This window comes from Morganella sp. B601 (assembly GCF_051172335.1).
GTDB lineage: Bacteria > Pseudomonadota > Gammaproteobacteria > Enterobacterales > Enterobacteriaceae > Morganella > Morganella morganii.
This window is the reverse complement of sequence record NZ_JBPIZE010000003.1, coordinates 590,813-608,529: the sequence shown is the minus strand read 5'-3', so window position 1 is coordinate 608,529 and position 17,717 is coordinate 590,813. Positions and strand designations below refer to the sequence as shown.

Annotated in this window: 19 protein-coding genes; 6 read left to right on the top strand and 13 right to left on the bottom strand. The window is 53.2% G+C overall.

The genetic code is table 11. The features are described 5' to 3' along the window. Position 1: 1 nt before the first annotated feature. Together rlmH and rsfS are read right to left on the bottom strand one after the other, a co-directional pair. The gene (rlmH, locus tag ACSBQN_RS11395; protein ID WP_004235593.1) at positions 2-472 is read right to left on the bottom strand and encodes a 23S rRNA (pseudouridine(1915)-N(3))-methyltransferase RlmH; all 471 of its coding nucleotides are present in this window, start codon (positions 470-472) and stop codon (positions 2-4) included. Positions 473-475: 3 nt separating this feature from the next. Then, positions 476-802, bottom strand: coding sequence for a ribosome silencing factor (rsfS, locus tag ACSBQN_RS11390; protein WP_004240847.1), 327 nt, complete (start codon positions 800-802; stop codon positions 476-478). Between the two features lie 290 nt (positions 803-1,092). On the opposite strand from rsfS, the gene ACSBQN_RS11385 reads away from it, so the two are divergent. Further along, complete coding sequence (locus ACSBQN_RS11385; RefSeq protein WP_250211575.1) at positions 1,093-1,620, top strand: YbgA family protein; 528 nt, start codon at positions 1,093-1,095, stop codon at positions 1,618-1,620. On the opposite strand, the gene ACSBQN_RS11380 is transcribed toward ACSBQN_RS11385, so the two are convergent. Further along, positions 1,590-1,949, bottom strand: a complete 360-nt coding sequence (locus tag ACSBQN_RS11380; RefSeq protein WP_004240845.1) for a winged helix-turn-helix transcriptional regulator — start codon at positions 1,947-1,949, stop codon at positions 1,590-1,592. The two genes, ACSBQN_RS11385 and ACSBQN_RS11380, sit on opposite strands and share 31 nt — an antisense overlap. 103 nt (positions 1,950-2,052) lie before the next feature. Between ACSBQN_RS11380 and ACSBQN_RS11375 the strand changes: the two genes are divergently transcribed. Beyond that, positions 2,053-2,772, top strand: a complete 720-nt coding sequence (locus ACSBQN_RS11375; RefSeq protein ID WP_024474181.1) for an SDR family oxidoreductase — start codon at positions 2,053-2,055, stop codon at positions 2,770-2,772. Between the two features lies 1 nt (position 2,773). On the opposite strand, the gene nadD is transcribed toward ACSBQN_RS11375, so the two are convergent. The 8 genes from nadD to ACSBQN_RS11335 all read right to left on the bottom strand — a co-directional run bounded on the left by nadD (position 2,774) and on the right by ACSBQN_RS11335 (position 11,056). Then, positions 2,774-3,430 carry a nicotinate-nucleotide adenylyltransferase gene (nadD, locus tag ACSBQN_RS11370; RefSeq protein WP_036407468.1) on the bottom strand — a complete coding sequence of 219 codons (657 nt, stop codon included), beginning with the start codon at positions 3,428-3,430 and terminating at the stop codon, positions 2,774-2,776. Next, positions 3,411-4,454: a DNA polymerase III subunit delta gene (gene holA / locus ACSBQN_RS11365; protein WP_024474179.1), complete on the bottom strand. Its 1,044-nt coding sequence runs from the start codon at positions 4,452-4,454 to the stop codon at positions 3,411-3,413. The genes nadD and holA overlap by 20 nt, the downstream gene beginning before the upstream one ends. Further along, positions 4,451-5,005: an LPS assembly lipoprotein LptE gene (gene lptE / locus ACSBQN_RS11360; RefSeq protein ID WP_214177258.1), complete on the bottom strand. Its 555-nt coding sequence runs from the start codon at positions 5,003-5,005 to the stop codon at positions 4,451-4,453. Before lptE ends, holA begins: the two co-directional genes overlap by 4 nt. A 14-nt stretch (positions 5,006-5,019) precedes the next feature. Further along, positions 5,020-7,602 (bottom strand): leucine--tRNA ligase, encoded by a 2,583-nt coding sequence (leuS, locus tag ACSBQN_RS11355; RefSeq protein WP_354632896.1) that lies wholly within the window; start codon positions 7,600-7,602, stop codon positions 5,020-5,022. A 216-nt stretch (positions 7,603-7,818) separates the two neighbouring features. Continuing rightward, positions 7,819-8,544, bottom strand: a complete 726-nt coding sequence (locus ACSBQN_RS11350; RefSeq protein WP_004235601.1) for an amino acid ABC transporter ATP-binding protein — start codon at positions 8,542-8,544, stop codon at positions 7,819-7,821. After that, a complete protein-coding gene (gene gltK, locus ACSBQN_RS11345) occupies positions 8,541-9,218 on the bottom strand; it encodes a glutamate/aspartate ABC transporter permease GltK (RefSeq protein ID WP_024474176.1) in 678 nt (225 codons plus the stop codon). Before gltK ends, ACSBQN_RS11350 begins: the two co-directional genes overlap by 4 nt. Beyond that, the gene (locus ACSBQN_RS11340) at positions 9,218-9,955 is read right to left on the bottom strand and encodes an amino acid ABC transporter permease (RefSeq protein WP_004235603.1); all 738 of its coding nucleotides are present in this window, start codon (positions 9,953-9,955) and stop codon (positions 9,218-9,220) included. The genes gltK and ACSBQN_RS11340 overlap by 1 nt, the downstream gene beginning before the upstream one ends. Before the next feature lie 198 nt (positions 9,956-10,153). Beyond that, positions 10,154-11,056: a glutamate/aspartate ABC transporter substrate-binding protein gene (locus ACSBQN_RS11335; protein WP_024474175.1), complete on the bottom strand. Its 903-nt coding sequence runs from the start codon at positions 11,054-11,056 to the stop codon at positions 10,154-10,156. Between the two features lie 424 nt (positions 11,057-11,480). Between ACSBQN_RS11335 and ACSBQN_RS11330 the strand changes: the two genes are divergently transcribed. The 4 genes from ACSBQN_RS11330 to ACSBQN_RS11315 are packed head-to-tail and all read left to right on the top strand — an operon-like array spanning position 11,481 to position 15,165. Beyond that, positions 11,481-11,849: a copper-binding protein gene (locus ACSBQN_RS11330; protein WP_152696140.1), complete on the top strand. Its 369-nt coding sequence runs from the start codon at positions 11,481-11,483 to the stop codon at positions 11,847-11,849. Positions 11,850-11,906: 57 nt separating this feature from the next. Beyond that, on the top strand, positions 11,907-13,943 hold the full coding sequence (locus ACSBQN_RS11325; RefSeq protein ID WP_354632895.1) for a protein-disulfide reductase DsbD family protein: 2,037 nt from the start codon (positions 11,907-11,909) through the stop codon (positions 13,941-13,943). Next, entirely contained in the window at positions 13,940-14,668 is a 729-nt protein-coding gene (locus tag ACSBQN_RS11320; protein WP_004235609.1) for a DsbA family protein, read from the top strand. The genes ACSBQN_RS11325 and ACSBQN_RS11320 overlap by 4 nt, the downstream gene beginning before the upstream one ends. Beyond that, positions 14,668-15,165, top strand: coding sequence for a protein disulfide oxidoreductase (locus ACSBQN_RS11315; protein ID WP_004235610.1), 498 nt, complete (start codon positions 14,668-14,670; stop codon positions 15,163-15,165). Before ACSBQN_RS11320 ends, ACSBQN_RS11315 begins: the two co-directional genes overlap by 1 nt. Before the next feature lie 71 nt (positions 15,166-15,236). Here ACSBQN_RS11315 and lnt read toward each other — a convergent pair whose 3' ends face one another. Further along, positions 15,237-16,790, bottom strand: coding sequence for an apolipoprotein N-acyltransferase (gene lnt, locus ACSBQN_RS11310; protein WP_434991677.1), 1,554 nt, complete (start codon positions 16,788-16,790; stop codon positions 15,237-15,239). Continuing rightward, a complete protein-coding gene (gene corC / locus ACSBQN_RS11305; protein WP_004235612.1) occupies positions 16,787-17,677 on the bottom strand; it encodes a CNNM family magnesium/cobalt transport protein CorC in 891 nt (296 codons plus the stop codon). The genes lnt and corC overlap by 4 nt, the downstream gene beginning before the upstream one ends. Positions 17,678-17,717 lie beyond the last annotated feature (40 nt).

Below are 17,717 nucleotides of genomic sequence, written 5' to 3'. Positions count from 1 at the left end.
GTTATTCCCTGTGATACGGATGATTGGCAGTAATACTCCAGGCGCGGTACAGACTCTCCGCCACCAGCACACGCACCAGCGGGTGCGGCAGGGTCAGCGGGGAGAGAGACCAGCTCTGCTCTGCGGCTGCTTTACAGGCAGGCGAAAGACCTTCCGGCCCGCCGATAAGCAGGCTGATGTTGCGTCCGTCCTGCTTCCAGCGTTCCAGTTGCCCGGCCAGTTGCGGGGTATCCCAGCGTGCGCCGGGAATATCCAGTGTGACAATCCGGTTGCCTTTACCCGCCGCCGCCAGCATTAACTCGCCTTCTTTTTCCAGGATCCGTTTGATGTCCGCGTTTTTTCCCCGCTTTCCGGCCGGGATTTCGGTCAGTTCAAACGGCATATCTTTCGGAAAACGATGGAGATAATCCTGAAATCCGGTTTCGACCCAGTCAGGCATTTTGGTGCCGACGGCAATGAGCTGTAACTTCAACACTCAGCTCCAGAGTTTCTCTAATTCATACATACGGCGGCTTTCATCCTGCATCACATGCACGATAGCTTCACCGAGATCGACAACAATCCAGTCGGAAATGCCCTGACCTTCCACGCCGAGCGGCATCATACCGGCCTGACGGCAGTCAGTGACAAGGTTATCGGCCACAGACGCCAGATGGCGGCTGGATGTGCCGGTACAGATAATCATGTGGTCGGTAATGCTGGATTTACCGCGTACATCAATAGTAATAATGTCCTGTGCTTTGGAGTCTTCGAGTTTATCAATAATAAACTCAAGTAATTCTGTGCCTTGCAAAAGGTTCACCTTATATTCCGGATAAATAGATAACAGAACACATCCCCGTCAGTCGTACCGCCGTGGCAGTTCCGGCGCGGGGTTGCTGTGTGCCGGGGGATAATCGCTATTTTACGTTACAGAGGGCAATTTTGCGAGGCTCACCCTGCGTTGCCGCCGGCACCGCAAGAATAACAGCGAACAGGGTGAATACAAAGCAGTAAAGATTAAAGAAATATCAGGAAATGTGCGGACAGGGAAAACAGAAACAGTGCGATTTGTACTATAGTCACTCCGTAACAGATAAAAAGGCGGAAAATATGACATATCAGCGACAACCGGAAAGTAGCGATGAGGATGCACTGTGGCGGCAGAGGGCGCGGCAGGAACTGATTCAGGCACTGAATCCGCCGCTCAGTGCGGGCGGGCTGATCCGTCTGCACAGTCGTTACAAATACGCGCTGATGGCATATTCACCACAGTTATATAAAAGCAGCGGCCGGCTGTTGTCACAGGCGGGAACACTCTCCCCGGCGGAACTGGCGGAAATGGCGGCGGTCTGGCAGCAGGCGCTGCTTACTGCATTTTCACAGCCCGCGACCCGCGCCAATATGACCAACGCACTGATGCATATGCAGGGGTACTTCAAACGTCAGCTGAGCCCGGCAGAAAAGCAGCAGATGAGTGCGGCGATTGAGGCATACCGTACCGGAACCGGCTCTGCTGAGGCGGCGAAGCATCTGTTACTCACCACTGCCCGCCACTATCAGACAGATTATCTGTGTGATCAGGCAATATTGCAGCCGGTAGTACCGGCTCAGTCACACTCCGGGCGCAGCAGTGTGTAGCGATCGCCCATATTTTCATAGCCCCAGTCACACATCAGCAGCAGAATCGGGATCAGGGAACGGCCTTTGTCTGTAATGGTGTATTCCACGCGGGGCGGCACTTCGGCAAAGACCGTCCGGGTCAGCAGGCCGTCCGCTTCCATCTCGCGTAATTGATTGGTTAATGTTTTTTGTGAAATATTGACAATATAAGCCCGTATTTCCCCGAAACGCTGAACGGTTTTTTCAGATAATAAATTTAATATTAACGGTTTATATTTCCCGCCGATAACCGACAGCGTAACTTCTATTTCACTGACCACTACAATTTTCTTTATTTTATCGTCCATTAGTTACCTTCAGGTTACTTTGTGAAATAAATCTGCCTTCTTGATATATGTAAAGCAAGGCATAAAATCATGCAACTTTATTTATATTCTCAAGGTAAATGCAATGAAAAAATTAGTGGTTATTACCGGCGCCAGTTCCGGTATCGGTGAATCTGTGGCAAAACGGATGAGTAAGGCCGGACATCCGGTCTTATTACTGGCCCGCCGCAGTCAGATTACCGAAGGGTTTCATCTGCCGGACAGCTTGTGCCGCAGTGTGGATGTGACGGATCTTGCGGCAATGAAAGCCGCCATAGCAGAAGCGGAAAGCCTGTACGGTAAAACAGATTTATTAATTAACTGTGCGGGCGTTATGCTGCTGGATAATCCGTATGATCAGGATTATGCAGAATGGCAGCAAATGGTGGATGTGAATATCAATGGTGTTCTGACCGGGATTAATATTGTATTGCACGATATGGTTGCGCGTCAGGAAGGCACCATTATTAATATCAGTTCAATTGCCGGACGAAAAACATTTCCGAGCCATTCAGTCTATTGCGGAACCAAATTTGCCGTTCATGCGATAACGGAAAATATCCGTGAAGAAGTGGCACCGTCAAATGTCCGTTTAATTACCATAGCACCGGGTGTGGTGGAAACACCGTTATTAAGTCATACCACCAATGAGGAAATTAAGCAGAATTACCAGATCTGGAAAAAAGAGATTCAGTCAGGTCTGGATCCGGAAAAAATCGCGGATTGTATTCAGTTTGCTTATCAGCAACCGCAGGATGTGTGTATCCGTGAGATTGTAATTGCCAAAACCCGGCAGGCAGGGTGAGTCAGCGGTACAGTCCCTGTACCAGAATGTAGTCCTGAACGGCGGGGGCCAGCTGATCGCTGCAGTCCTCGCCGTTTTTCAGCCGTTCGCGGATATTGGTGGCAGAAATCGGAAACAGAGGGGTATCAGCCAGGAAAATATAACCGCACGGTCGTTTGTGCAGGCTTTCCGGCGTGGTGACCAGATGCTGCACAAACCAGTCAGCCAGCTGTTCGGACGGAAAATCGAGTGAATATCCCGGCCGTTTGCAGACCAGAATATGGCACAGAGTCAGGATCTTGTCCCATTCATGCCAGGTATCAATCGTGAGCAGGGAATCCTGACCGATGATAAAAGCCAGCGGCCGTCGTGAACCAATCTCAGCCCGGTACTGACGCAGTGTTTCCACCGTATAGGAGAGGGCATCGCGGCGCAGTTCGCGGTCGTCCACCAGGAACAGCGGATCACCGTTAACAGCCAGTTGTACCATCATCAGCCGCTGTTTTGCATCCGCTTTTGGCTGCGGACGGTGTGGCGGGACATTGTTCGGCAGTAAAATCACCTGTTCCAGACCGGCTTCCGATGCCATGGCTTTCACGGTATTGATGTGCGCCTGGTGGATCGGGTCAAATGTGCCGCCGTACAGCGCCAGAATCCGGTTATCCGCGTTGTTCGTCATAGAGGATCTGTCCTGTCTGTGCTTTACCGCTCAGGAGCAGTGTCAGTGTCAGTAAGTCATCACTTACGGATTGTCCGTAATCCTGCTTGAGGCGGATTTCAATACGGGTGATCAGGGATATCGCCACCTGCAGGGAATGCGCATCAAGGCGATCCAGTGCGTCGGTTATCATACCGCGGCGGTTCTGCCAGATACGGTGCTTGTCAAACAGGGTGCGCAGCGGCTGGTTTCGGCTTTCGCGCTGTAATGTCAGTAACTGCATCACTTCCCGCTGGACGGTGCGCAGCAGGATCACCGGCTCGTTATCTTCCGCCAGCAACTGAGTCAGGATATGACAGGCGCGTTTGCTTTTTCCGGCCAGCAGAGCATCCACCCAGTGATACGGGGTAAAGTGTGCCGCATCATTTACCGCTGCTTCCACACGGGGCAGGGTGAGCTTGCCATCGGGATAGATCAGCGCCAGCCGGGAGAGTGTCTGTGACAGCGCCAGCAGATTGCCTTCGTAGCAATAGCAGAGCAGGCGGACTGCCTGTTCATCCGGTTGCAGCTGTAACAGCGCGGCCCGCGCGGCGACCCACTGCGGCAGCCGGTTCAGTTCCGGGGTCATGCAGGCGATATACACACCATCCTGTGCCAGTGCTTTAAACCAGGCACTGTTTTCCTGGGCTTTGGTCAGTTTATGGCCGCGCAGTATCAGCAGCAGATCCGGATGTAACTGCCCGGCCAGCCGGAGAAGCTGTTCGCCCATTGCGGCATTGGGGCCGTTTTCCGGCAGATACAGGGTGAGTGTCTGCCGTCCGGCAAACAGACTGAGTGACCGGCAGACAGAAAAAATCGCATCCCAGTCAGTATGTTGTTCAAGTGAAAAAGTGAAGTGCTCGTCAAATCCCTGTTCCTGCGCCGCATGGCGGATAGCATCCCGGGATTCCTGAAGCAGTAACGGTTCGTTCCCCCAGAGGAGGTAACGTTCACGCAGCCCCGAACGGAGCTGCGTGATGAGTTGCTCAGGTGAAACTTTTATCATGCCTTCGGTGCGACAATCTCAGTCGCTTCAGCATTTTCAGCCTGTTTCTGTTGTTCGGACGGCTGGATAATCAGCAGTTTACGAACCAGACGGGCGGCTGCCTGCTCACGCATTTCCTGGCGGATCATATCTTTTTCCGCATCTTTTGCGAGTGCTTCCAGCGGGTTATCGAAGAATGAACGGTCAACGCGGACGTTGATCGGATACACCGACCCGTTCGGCATAATGACCTGGGCATTCAGGTAATAAACCAGTTCTTTCTCAGCGGCTTTACCGTCCTGGAAAATCGATACTGTCTCTTCCGAACCTTCGGAAGAACTGGTGATCTTCAGAACCGGGATGGTGGCATCACCACCTTCAATAATCTGAACGTTATTCAGCAGCAGTTGCTGACGGATAGCACGGGTCTGTTCGCCATACGGATCACCGGTGCTGATTTGCAGTTTCTGCAGTTCAGGCGGGATTTGCGTGGTGCCGCGCAGATGGAAGCCGCAGCCTGCGGTGACCAGCACCGCAAGCCCGAGCAACAGCGTGATAATGCGATGTCGCACGATATCTCCTTAAATTAACCTACGACCAGGTTCAGTAATTTACCCGGCACATAAATGACTTTGCGAACACTCACACCTTCGAGGTATTTCGCCACATTCGCTTCCTGCGAGGCCAGCGCCATGACCGCATCCTGCTCCGCATCGGCGGCAACGGTGATACGGCCGCGGACTTTACCGTTGACCTGGATAACTATCAGTTTGGTATCGTCAATCATCGCTTCTTCGCTGGCGACCGGCCACTGTGCATCATCCACATCCGTTTCATGACCCAGCGCTTTCCACAGGGTGAAACCGGCGTGCGGAATAATCGGAGACAGCATACGGATAACCGCATCCAGCGCTTCCTGCATCAGTGCGCGATCCTGCTCTGTTTCCTGAGGTGCGCGCTGCAGTTCATTGAGCAGTTCCATAATCGCCGCGATGGCGGTGTTGAACTGCTTACGGCGGCCGGCGTCATCGCTGACTTTGGCAATGGTTTTGTGCAGTGAGCGGCGCAGATCTTTCTGTTCCGGTGTCAGGCTGCTGATATCCAGCGGCGCGGTTTTGCCTTTCTGAACATGCTCATACACCAGACGCCATACACGGCGGATAAAGCGGTTCGCGCCTTCCACGCCGGATTCCTGCCACTCCAGGGTCAGTTCCGGTGGTGCCGCAAACATCATAAACAGACGAACGGTATCCGCGCCGTATTTTTCCACCATAATCTGCGGATCAACGCCGTTGTTCTTCGATTTTGACATTTTGCTCATGCCGGTGTGAACCAGCTCGCGGCCTTCTTTATCTGTTGCCTTGATGATACGGTTTTTATCATCACGCTCAAGAATGGCTTCTTCCGGAGATACCCATACGCGGTGGCCGTCAGTGTCGGTGTAATAGAAGGAATCGGCCAGCACCATGCCCTGACACAGCAGGTTTTTCGCCGGCTCATTTGAGTTCACCAGACCGGCATCACGCATCAGTTTGTGGAAGAAGCGGAAATACATCAGGTGCATAATCGCGTGTTCGATACCACCGATATACTGATCGACCGGCAGCCAGTAGTTAGCCGCAGCCGGGTCCAGCATGCCTTTGTCATAGTTCGGGCAGCAGTAACGGGCATAATACCAGGAGGATTCCATAAAGGTATCGAAGGTGTCGGTTTCACGCAGCGCAGGCTGGCCGTTGATGGTGGTTTTTGCCCACTCAGGATCGGCTTTAATCGGGCTGGTGATGCCGTCCATGACCACATCTTCCGGCAGGATAACCGGTAACTGATCTTCCGGAACCGGAACCACGGTGCCGTCTTCCAGGGTTGCCATCGGGATTGGTGCGCCCCAGTAACGCTGACGGGAAACTCCCCAGTCACGCAGGCGGTAGTTGACTTTGCGCTCGCCGACGCCGAGTGCCACCAGTTTGTCCGCAATTGCATTGAAACCGGCGGTGTAATCCAGACCATCGAACTCACCGGAGTTGAACAGGGTGTTTTTGCCGGTCATTGCGGCTTCACTGATGTCCGGTGCATTGCCGTCTTCGCCCAGAATGACCGGTTTGATTGGTAAACCGTATTTGGTGGCGAATTCCCAGTCGCGCTGATCGTGCGCCGGAACGGCCATAACAGCGCCGGTACCGTATTCCATCAGGACAAAGTTGGCGACCCAGACCGCGACTTTTTCGCCGGTCAGCGGGTGAATGGCAAACATACCGGTTGCCACGCCTTTTTTCTCCATCGTGGCCATTTCAGCTTCGGCCACTTTGGTATTACGGCACTCGTCGATAAAGGTTTTCAGCTCAGGATTGTTCTGCGCAGCCTGCTGTGCCAGCGGATGACCCGCCGCTACCGCCAGATACGTGACACCCATAAAGGTATCCGGGCGGGTGGTGTAGACACTCAGTTTTTCGGTGCTGTCCGCGACATCAAAGGTGATTTCCACCCCTTCGGAACGGCCGATCCAGTTGCGCTGCATGGTTTTGACCTGCTCCGGCCAGTCTTCCAGCGTATCCAGATCATTGAGGAGTTCTTCGGCATAAGCGGTGATTTTGATAAACCACTGCGGGATCTCTTTGCGCTCAACCGGGGTATCACAACGCCAGCAGCAGCCGTCGATAACCTGTTCGTTGGCAAGAACCGTCAGGTCATGCGGACACCAGTTCACGGCGGAAGTTTTCTTATACGCCAGACCTTTTTCATACAGTTTGGTGAAGAACCACTGTTCCCAGCGGTAATATTCCGGCGTACAGGTGGTGACTTCGCGATCCCAGTCGTACGCGAAACCCAGCTTTTTAAGCTGCTGTTTCATGTATTCGATATTGGCATAGGTCCACGGTGCCGGTGCGGTATTGTTTTTTACCGCCGCGCCTTCCGCAGGCAGACCGAACGCATCCCAGCCAATCGGCTGTAAAACGTTTTTACCCAGCATGCGCTGGTAACGTGACATCACATCACCCAGGGTGTAGTTACGCACGTGACCCATGTGTAGTCGTCCTGAAGGGTATGGCAGCATAGACAGGCAGTAGTATTTCTCTTTACTGTTATCTTCAGTCACTTTAAATGTTTGTTTTTCCTGCCAGTGACTCTGGACTTGTTGCTCTATGTCTTCGGGACGATATTGTTCTTGCATGGCACCGGTATTCCTGTGGTGATGAACTGCCGGACACGGACTGACGACCAGACCGGGCGGACAGCATGAAAATATTGGGTTTCGTTAATTTCTGACCCGTTAGCATAGCCGATATGCCCCTGAGGGAACAACAGTTAAGGGCGTAAAGGGATGAAAAAAGCGGGGGAATGATAAAGTGAAGAAGAAAGGCCGGTCTGTGACCGGCCGGTCAGAACATCAGTGCAGAATCTTGGCAAGAAAATCTTTGGCGCGATCGGATTTCGGGTTAGCAAAGAAATCGTCTTTTCTGCTGTCTTCGACGATTTTGCCTTCATCCATAAAAATCACGCGGTCCGCCACTTTACGGGCAAAGCCCATTTCATGGGTGACCACCATCATTGTCATACCTTCGTGTGCCAGTTCAACCATCACATCCAGTACTTCGTTGATCATTTCCGGGTCGAGGGCGGATGTCGGCTCATCAAACAGCATGGCGACAGGATCCATACACAGGGCGCGGGCGATAGCCACACGCTGCTGCTGCCCGCCGGACAACTGGGACGGGAATTTATCCGCATGGGCAGACAGCCCGACACGCTCCAGCAGTTTCAGTCCTTTTTCTTTTGCTGCCGCTTTATCGCGCCCCAGCACTTTTACCTGTGCCAGGGTCAGGTTTTCCACAATGGAGAGGTGCGGGAACAGCTCAAAGTGCTGGAAGACCATGCCGACTTTGGAACGCAGTTTCGCCAGGTTGGTGCGTTTGTCATTCACCTGAATATCATTGACGAAAATCTCGCCCTGCTGCACCGGCTCAAGGCCGTTAACGGTTTTTATCAGCGTGGATTTACCGGAGCCGGACGGGCCGCACACCACAACCACTTCCCCTTTTTTGACTTCGGTCGAGCAGTCGGTTAAGACACGGAATTGACCGTACCATTTGGAGATATTTTTCAGGGAGATCATGACACAGTCCTTCTCTTGAGATAATTAACCAGCATTGACGCACCAAAGCTGATAACAAAATAAACCGCACCCGCAAACAGCACCATTTCGATTTGTGTTCCGTCACGCTCACCGATATTACTGGCGGTGCGGAAGAAATCGGTCAGGCTGAGCACATACACCAGCGAGGTATCCTGGAACAGGACAATCCCCTGGGTCAGCAGCAGCGGGATCATCGCGCGGAATGCCTGCGGCAGAACCACCAGACGCATGGTCTGCATTTTGGTCATACCGAGGGCGAGTGAGGCGGATGTTTGTCCCCGTGACACACTCTGAATCCCGGCGCGGATAATTTCAGCATAATACGCAGCTTCAAACAGGGAAAACGCTACCATAGCTGAGATCAGACGGATATCTGTTTTTGGTGATATGCCAAGAACATTTTGGACTAAGTTAGGCACAATCAGATAGAACCACAACAGCACCATCACCAGCGGAACGGAGCGGAAGGCGTTCACATAGAAGGCAGCCAGCCAGCTCACAATCTTTATGGATGACAGGCGCATCATGGCCAGTATCGTGCCCCACAGGATGCCTATAACAATCGCTGTAACCGTGATTTTCGCCGTAATAACCAGCCCCTGTAACAGGAACGGCATGCCCGGCATCACCGAACTCCAGTCAAATTCGTACATCAGTGGCCTCCTGTCCCGGGCAGACGCACCCGTTTTTCCAGTAAATGCATGGCCAGCATAATAATAACGTTGATGCCGACATAGGCGAGTGTGATCGCGGTAAAGGACTCATAGGCTCTGGCGGAATAATCCAGTAACTTCCCGGCCTGCGCGGCCATATCGACCAGCCCGATAGTGGAGGCGATGGCGGAGTTTTTCACCAGATTGAGCATTTCCGATGTCATCGGCGGAATAATCACGCGGTAGGCATTCGGCAGCAGCACATAGCGGTAAGTCTGCGGCAGTGTCAGTCCCATCGCCAGCCCGGCGGCTTTCTGGCCGCGCGGCAATGACTGAATGGCGGCACGTACCTGTTCGGTCATACGGGCGGCAGTAAACAGCCCCAGACAGAGGGTGGAGGAGATAAAGAACTGGATATTCGGGTCGAGATCCATTTTAAACCAGTCGCGCAGGGACGACGGCAGGAACTCCGGGATCACCAGATACCAGGTGAAGAACTGGACGATCAGCGGCACATTACGGAAAATTTCCACATAAATGGTGCCGAGCGAGGAGAGAAACTTATTCGGCACCGTACGGAGAATACCGAACAGGGATCCCACCAGAAAGGCGATAATCCAGGCACAGATTGACAGCAGCACAGTGACCTTCAGGCCGGACAGGATCCAGCCGAGGTAAGTGGTGTTGCCGAAGGGGGCGGGCTGAAAAAAGATGCCCCAGTCCCAGTTAGCTGACATAGCGCGGCTCCCGGTAAAAGAACGAACTCCCTGTATAAGACGGATAACCAGTGGTTACCGGACAGACAGTGTGTTTGCATGCAACGGACTGTGGTTTATCGTCCGCGCCCGCGTCAGTTGTGAACGCGGGCGCGGCGGTCTTAGTTATATCCTCAGTCCGGACGGCGCAGCCGGTCAGGCTGTCAGCCGCCGTGGTGGTTATTCAAAGGCCTTGTCATTCGGCGCTTTGAACAGCCCTTTCATTTCATCGGATAATTCAAAGTTCAGGTTGAGGTTCTTAGGCGGAATCGGCTGTTTGAACCAGCGGGTGTAGGATTTCTCAGCCTCACCGGAGGTTTGTGCATCAGAAACCGTTTTATCGATCAGGGCTTTGAACTGCGGATCATCTTTGCGCAGCATACAGCCGTAGGCTTCTTCGGACTGCGGTGTGCCGACAATCACCCAGTTATCCGGTTTTTTCGCTTTGGCGCGCTCACCGGCCAGCAGGGCATCATCCATCATAAAGGCGACAGCACGACCGGATTCCAGGGTGCGGAAGGCATCCCCGTGATCTTTGGCGCTGATAATGCGCATCTTCATCTGCTTCTCATCATTGAGTTTGTTGAGCAGCATTTCAGACGTGGTACCGGATGTGACCACCACGTTTTTCCCGGCGAGATCGGCAAAGTCTTTGATACCGGAGTCTTTACCGGTCAGCAGACGGGTACCGACCACAAAAATAGTATTGGAGAAAGCGGCCTGCTGCTGGCGGGCCAGGTTGTTGGTGGTGGAGCCGCACTCGAAATCGAATGTGCCGTTCTGTAATAGCGGGATACGGTTCTGAGAGGTCACCGGAATTAGTTTGACCTGTAAATCCGGCTTATTCAGGGTCTTTTTCACTGCATCAACAATATGGTTGGAGTAATCCTGGGAATAGCCGACCACGTTTTGCTGGTTATCATAATAAGAGAAGGGTACGGAGGATTCGCGGTGACCGACAACAATCACGCCGCTGTCATTGATTTTTTTCAGTGTACCGGCCAGCTCTTCAGCAGAAACCGCCGCACTGGCAAGCGCGGCTCCGGTGACCAGTACAGACAAAACTAACTTGCGCATAAACAACTCCTTTTCGGGAAACGGTATAAGGACGTGTGTTGCTCTTGTGGTTGTATTGTTAAAAATAGAACACTATTGTTAATAAATGGAAGTTAATTTGTTTTAAATCGGGAGATCCATCTCACTCTGTCCGATAAAGATGTGCAAGTTACACCCGGAACGTGTGTTCACATTAAATTATGGTATTTTGAATTGGTTTGGTTTTATATGCTGGTTATGGTGTGTTTATTAACCTGATAATGGTGCTTTTTACTGCTTAGTGCGGTGCTTTTATGGCCGGGAAGTGCTATTGTGTCATAATCCGCTGTTGTAACAATTCTGCTGTGCGGCGGTAACATCATATTGCGGTTAAATGTGTAAAGTTATGGTTATCCGGTTGTCTGAAATCGCAGGCTGTGTAAGATAGGCGGTAACTATCGGGGAGCGGGCTATGCTGAAGCAACGCAGGCAGGGTTATCTGCTGCTGTTTTTCACATTATTCTTTATCCTGTTGTGTCTGACACAACGGATGTCTGGTGCGCCGCGCATCAGTCTGAGCCCGTCTGCGGATTTTACTACCACGGTGCTGCTCAGTGATACGGAAACCGGCAGCGCCAATCCCGGTGGTACCTGTGATATCAGCGCCAAGTCGCTGAGTACCGTGCCGCAGTTCCCGGCAGAACCTCTCTTTTTTGCCCTTCTTTTCTTCGTCATGACCTCGGTGATAGTTCCTGTCCGTTACCGTTCGCGCTCGTGGCGTCAGCATATCCCGCCGATGCGGCTGCGCAGGCATCTCCATTTCTGTGTGATGAGGGATTAGCAACCGGCAATCTGTGTATTGTCGGGTTTTTTGCTTAATTCGGAGATGAAAAAAATTATGCGTTCTGTATTAACAGCGTTTGTGCTGTTTTTGTTCACGCTGACCACTGTGCATGCGGCTGATACCGGCTGGACCGAAATGCCGCACAATGATCACGCCCGTGTCAGAGTCACATCAGATCAGTGGAAAGACGGAAAACTGCGTCTGCTGCTGGCGGTTGAATTACAACCCGGCTGGAAAACCTACTGGCAGTCGCCGGGAGAGGGGGGCGTTGCTCCTGAACTGACATGGCAGGAGGCCTCCGCCGGAACACAGTGGTTCTGGCCCGCACCTCAGCGTTTTGACGTCGCCGGGCTCTCCACCCAGGGCTACGGCGGCAGTGTGGTGTTCCCGCTGGAAGTCACGGCGGCTCAGGCACTGCCGGCGCTCAGCGGAACACTGACCTTATCCACATGCAGTAATGTCTGTATCCTGACCGATTATCCGGTCTCACTGGATACCTCAGAACCCGCGCCGGACGATTTTGACCGTCAGTATGTGATGGCGATGCAGCAGGTGCCGCAGACCGGCGGTGATATCACCACCGGCGGCAGCCGGGTAAACGGCGGGACGCTGACGATGGTTCTGCACCGCCCGGGCGGCTGGCAGGATCCGCAGCTGTTTTTTAATGCGGATAAAGAAACCATTTTTGCCGCCCCGTCATTTACGATTTCCGGGGATAATCTCACTGCCACCGTTAAAGTAACGGATGACTGGGGGGAAATGCCGTCAGATCTGAACGGAAAACCGCTGTCGGTCGTTGTGACAGACGGCCCGGCAGCGCAGGCGCTCACCACGGTGATCGGCAGCGGACCCGATATTGCGGCCGCATCCGGCAGTGATACCTCCTTTATCATGTTGCTGCTGTTTGCATTGCTGGGCGGGCTGATCCTCAACGTTATGCCGTGTGTTCTGCCGGTGCTGGCGATGAAACTCGGCTCTGTGCTGTATGTGGAAAACCGCGAACAGCGGATGATCCGCACCCAGTTCCTGGTTTCCTCCTCCGGTATTATGGTCTCCTTCTGGATCCTCGCGGCGCTGGTGTCGCTGTTACGTCTGACACAAAGTGCGGTCGGCTGGGGAATTCAGTTCCAGAACCCGTGGTTCCTCGGCTTTATGGTGGTGGTAACTTTACTGTTCAGTGCCAATCTGTTCGGTGTTTTTTCTATCCGCCTGAGCAGTAATGCAACCACAAAACTGGCGACAGCGGGCGGCAAAGGGATGCGCGGCCACTTTATGGAAGGTATGTTTGCCACGCTGCTGGCGACCCCCTGTACCGCGCCGTTCCTCGGTACCGCCGTTGCGTTTGCGCTGGTGGCTCCGTATTCACAGCTGTGGATGATTTTTACCGCGCTGGGGCTGGGGATGAGCCTGCCGTGGCTGCTGATCGCCGCGTTTCCGGGAATTGCCAGAGCCCTGCCGAAACCGGGCCGCTGGATGAACGGTCTGCGTCTGGTGCTGGGCGGCATGATGTTTATTACGGCACTGTGGCTGATCAGTCTGCTGATCCCGCACACCGGGCCGGAAACCGCTGTGGTGATGGTGGCAGTTGTGCTGCTGGTACTTGCGCTGCTGGCTTTCCGCCGTACCGGTATTAAGCGCGGATCTGCGGCACTGGTGGCACTGCTGGTGGCTGGTGGTATCTGGGCCGCTATCAATATGACGGATGACCGGCAGCAGAGCCTGGTCAGTGATCAGGTGGACTGGCAGCCGCTGACGGAAGAGGCGGTGAACACCGCGCTTTCTCAGGGTAAACGGGTTTTTGTGGATGTGACCGCCGAATGGTGCGTGACCTGCAAAGCAAACAAATACAATGTATTATTACGCGATGATGTTCAGGACGCACTCCGTGAACCGGATGTTGTCGCACTGCGCGGGGACTGGACAAAACCGTCACCGGATATTAATGCATTTTTACAAAAGCGCGGGCATCTGGCAGTACCGTTTAATCAGATTTACGGCCCCGCTTTACCTGATGGTGAAATCTTGTCACCATTGCTGGATAAAGAAACACTCTTACATCTGTTAAATCAGTCACAAGGAATTGAACCATGAAAAAAACACTCGCGGCTTTAATGATTGCTCCGCTTATCTTTACCGCCACAGCTCATGCGGCCGCTTTTACCGCTGACCAGGAAGCGCAGGTGCGTGAATTGGTTCGTGACACGCTGGTCAAAAACCCGGAAATTCTGGAAGAAGCGATTATGGCGCTTCAGCAGAAACAGACCGAAAAACAGACCGCACAGATGAAAGATGCCGTTAAAGCCAATGCTGACGCGCTGTTTAATGATAAGTACACACCGCGTATCGGTTCAAAATCACCGAAACTGACCATCGTGTCTTTCACCGATTACAACTGCCCGTACTGCAAACGTTTTGATCCGCAGCTGGAAGCGATGGTGAAAAAATACCCTGACGTGGCGGTTGTCTTCAAACTGCTGCCGTTCAAAGGGGAAAGCTCCCTGAATGCCAGCCGTGCCGCACTTTCTGTCTGGGAAAGCAAGCCGGAAGCATTTGCACCGCTGCATAACCGCCTGATGCAGAAGAAAACCGCACTGACTCAGGATGATATCAACAGTGCACTGAAAACCGCCAAAGCGGGTGATGTGAAAGTCACTGATAACAGTATGAATACCATGCGTATGAATATGATGCTGGCGGAACAATTAGGTGTTCAGGGAACCCCAGCAACGCTGATTGGTGACGTGATGCTGCCGGGTGCCGTGGATGAAGCACAGCTGGATGCCATCATTAAGGAACAGCTGGCTAAGGTTAAATAATGCGGTTACTGCGCAGATGGGGAAAGGAATTTCTCCTGCTGCTGGTGATTTTATTTATTGCGTCACAGGCGATGGACTACTGGCGCAAACCGCAGGCACCGGATTTAAACACGGTGCCTTCGCTGACACTGACAGACGGCACACCGGTGTCTATTGCGCAGATGAGTGCGGAAAAACCGTTACTGGTCTACTTCTGGGCATCCTGGTGCGGGATCTGCAAATTGACCTCGCCGTCAGTCAGCGAGCTGTCTGAGTCTGGCTACAATGTGGTGACGGTTGCTATCCGCTCCGGTGAAGATGACCGGCTGGCGAAAGGAATGGCAGCGAAAGGTTACTATTTTCCGGTGATTAATGATCCGGATGGCCGTATCTCTCAGCTCTGGGGTGTGAATGTCACGCCGACTTTTGTGATTTATCACAAAGGGGAGATAGTTAGTTACACCAGCGGCTGGACCAGTCAGTTGGGGATGATGGCACGGTTGTGGCTGGCGAAATAACCAGTCTGAAATGAAAAATCCCGCCGTGAGTGATCACGGCGGGATTTTTTTATCTGCGGAATTTTTTCTTATCAGCGAAAATGCAGACCGCGTTCTGTACTCTTTCTGCGTTTTATCAGCGCCAGACCGAGGAAGATAACGGTGGCACCCCAGACCGGCCAGGTGCCCATACGGTAATATGGCGTGAAACCGGACGCTGAGGTTACAGTGGCACTCAGGGTAGCCTGTGTGAACTGCGGTAATTGCGCGGTGACAGAGCCGTCCGGCGCAATAATAGCGGTAATACCGTTATTGGTGGCGCGCAGCAGCGGACGCCCCAGTTCCAGCGCACGCATCCGTGCCATCTGGAAATGCTGCCACGGGCCGATGGAGCGGCCGAACCAGGCATCATTGGAGGCGGTCAGCAGCACACCGGTTTTGTCGGTCATATTGCGGCGCACCTGCTCTCCGAGGATCACTTCATAGCAAATCTCGGCAGTCAGTGTCATTTTCCCGGCGGTCAGCGGCGGCTGGATATAACCCCCGCGGCTGAAAGCGGACATCGGCAGGTTAAAGAACGGCGCCAGCGGACGCAGTAAATCTTCCAGCGGCACAAACTCCCCGAACGGCACTAAGTGATGTTTGTAATAGCGGTTTTTATCCCGGCTGTCGTATTCGCTCTTATTACCCAGCACAATCAGGGTGTTGTAAACATCATATTCTTTGCCGTCCGCTTTCGGAACTGCATCCACCACACCGGTGATCAGCTGTGCGCCGCTGAGTGTCAGCAGGCCGTTGAGCTGATCCAGGAACGCAGACTGACTGGCGGCAAAATCCGGAATAGCGGATTCCGGCCAGATAATCAGAGTATCAGTGCGGAAGTACGGGCGGCTTTCTTTGAGATAGATACCCAGTGTTTTATCCAGCATGCCCTGTTCCCATTTCAGGGACTGGGCGATATTTCCCTGAACCAGTGCGACCTGAGTCGGGTCGTTGTTCATCTGATACCACTGGTAGTTGCGGGCGAGCCACGGCGCGAACAGCAGTACCAGCGCCGGGATCAGCGGACGGATACGGCGCTGCGAGAGTGAAAGGGCAATCAGCCCGCTTATCACCATCAGCAGAAAGGTGATGGCATTCACGCCCAGGATTGGCGCCAGTGCACGCATCGGGCCGTCAATCTGGGTATAACCGAATTCCAGCCACGGGAAGCCGGTCAGCACCCAGCCGCGTAAAAATTCAGTAAGCTGCCAGAGTGCCGGGGCGGCAATCACCAGACGCCAGACAGTGGCGTGCGGGAAGCATTTGGCCAGCAGACCGGCAAACAGCATCGGATAGAGTGCCAGATAGGCGGCCAGCAGGACAACAAGGAACAGGTTGGCAATTTCCGGCATACCGCCGAAATCCGCGATACTGACATACACCCAGTTTACGCCGCTGCCGAATAAACCCAGCCCCCAGGCGAAACCGATAGCACAGGCCTGTTTACCTGTCCGGTTGAGAGTCAGCAGCAGCAGGGCGGCCAGTGCGGGCAGTGAGAAATACCAGAGATCAAAAGGCGAAAAGGCCAGCGTTCCGCCGGCCCCGAAAATCAGTGCCAGCAGCAGATGCGGCCACTGGCGTAAACCATGAGGTGATTTTATCATGTCAGATTATCTTCATCTAAAGACGGGATTGGAGCATCGTCCGGAATCTTAACATGTAACTGGATAATTTTACGACTGTCTGCCATCGCAACTTTGAACTGGTAGTTGTCAATCTCAATGGTTTCACCACGGGTCGGCAGATGGCCGAAGGCCTGCATCACCAGCCCGCCGACGGTATCGACCTCTTCATCACTGAAGCGGGTGCCGAATGCGTCGTTAAAATCTTCTATCTGGGTGAGGGCGCGGACAGAATAGGAGTGCAGACTGAGCTGACGGATATCCACGTCATCCTCATCATCGTATTCATCCTCAATTTCACCGACAATTAACTCCAGAATATCCTCGATAGTGACAAGTCCGGAGACTCCGCCGAATTCATCGATCACAATCGCCATATGATAGCGCTGGGAGCGGAACTCCTTAAGCAGACGGTCAACACGCTTACTTTCCGGCACAACAACCGCCTGGCGCAGCACTTTATCAATACTGAACTCTTCGGAATCACTGCGCATAAACGGCAGCAAATCTTTTGCCATCAGCAGGCCTTCAATGTGATCTTTGTCTTCGCTGATCACCGGAAAGCGGGAGTGGGCAGAGTCAATAATGACATCCAGGCACTCGTCGAGTGTCTGATTGCGCTTGAGAGTCACAATTTGTGAACGCGGGATCATGATATCGCGGACACGCTGATCAGAAATATCCATCACCCCTTCGAGCATGTCGCGGGTGTCAGGATCGATCAGTGCATTTTGTTCGGAATCACGGATGACCTCAACGAGGTCTTCACGGCTTTTTGGCTCGCCGTGGAACAGTTGCTGGCGCAGCAGAGAAAAGAAACCCTTTTTCTGGTTCGGTGTATCACTACCCGATGGATGGTCGTCGCTCATGGCGGTTTTTTTACATTCCCCGATTTAATGAAAGATGCCG

Excerpts from the sequence above, each read along its gene's own strand:
- ACSBQN_RS11385 (WP_250211575.1), top strand. The coding sequence starts at position 1,093 with ATGACATATCAGCGACAACCGGAAAGTAGCGATGAGGATGCACTGTGG.
- ACSBQN_RS11380 (WP_004240845.1), bottom strand. The coding sequence starts at position 1,949 with ATGGACGATAAAATAAAGAAAATTGTAGTGGTCAGTGAAATAGAAGTT.
- ACSBQN_RS11375 (WP_024474181.1), top strand. The coding sequence starts at position 2,053 with ATGAAAAAATTAGTGGTTATTACCGGCGCCAGTTCCGGTATCGGTGAA.
- nadD (WP_036407468.1), bottom strand. The coding sequence starts at position 3,430 with ATGACGAACAACGCGGATAACCGGATTCTGGCGCTGTACGGCGGCACA.
- holA (WP_024474179.1), bottom strand. The coding sequence starts at position 4,454 with ATGATAAAAGTTTCACCTGAGCAACTCATCACGCAGCTCCGTTCGGGG.
- leuS (WP_354632896.1), bottom strand. The coding sequence starts at position 7,602 with ATGCAAGAACAATATCGTCCCGAAGACATAGAGCAACAAGTCCAGAGT.
- ACSBQN_RS11350 (WP_004235601.1), bottom strand. The coding sequence starts at position 8,544 with ATGATCTCCCTGAAAAATATCTCCAAATGGTACGGTCAATTCCGTGTC.
- gltK (WP_024474176.1), bottom strand. The coding sequence starts at position 9,218 with ATGTACGAATTTGACTGGAGTTCGGTGATGCCGGGCATGCCGTTCCTG.
- ACSBQN_RS11340 (WP_004235603.1), bottom strand. The coding sequence starts at position 9,955 with ATGTCAGCTAACTGGGACTGGGGCATCTTTTTTCAGCCCGCCCCCTTC.
- ACSBQN_RS11330 (WP_152696140.1), top strand. The coding sequence starts at position 11,481 with ATGCTGAAGCAACGCAGGCAGGGTTATCTGCTGCTGTTTTTCACATTA.
- ACSBQN_RS11325 (WP_354632895.1), top strand. The coding sequence starts at position 11,907 with ATGCGTTCTGTATTAACAGCGTTTGTGCTGTTTTTGTTCACGCTGACC.
- ACSBQN_RS11320 (WP_004235609.1), top strand. The coding sequence starts at position 13,940 with ATGAAAAAAACACTCGCGGCTTTAATGATTGCTCCGCTTATCTTTACC.
- ACSBQN_RS11315 (WP_004235610.1), top strand. The coding sequence starts at position 14,668 with ATGCGGTTACTGCGCAGATGGGGAAAGGAATTTCTCCTGCTGCTGGTG.
- lnt (WP_434991677.1), bottom strand. The coding sequence starts at position 16,790 with ATGATAAAATCACCTCATGGTTTACGCCAGTGGCCGCATCTGCTGCTG.
- corC (WP_004235612.1), bottom strand. The coding sequence starts at position 17,677 with ATGAGCGACGACCATCCATCGGGTAGTGATACACCGAACCAGAAAAAG.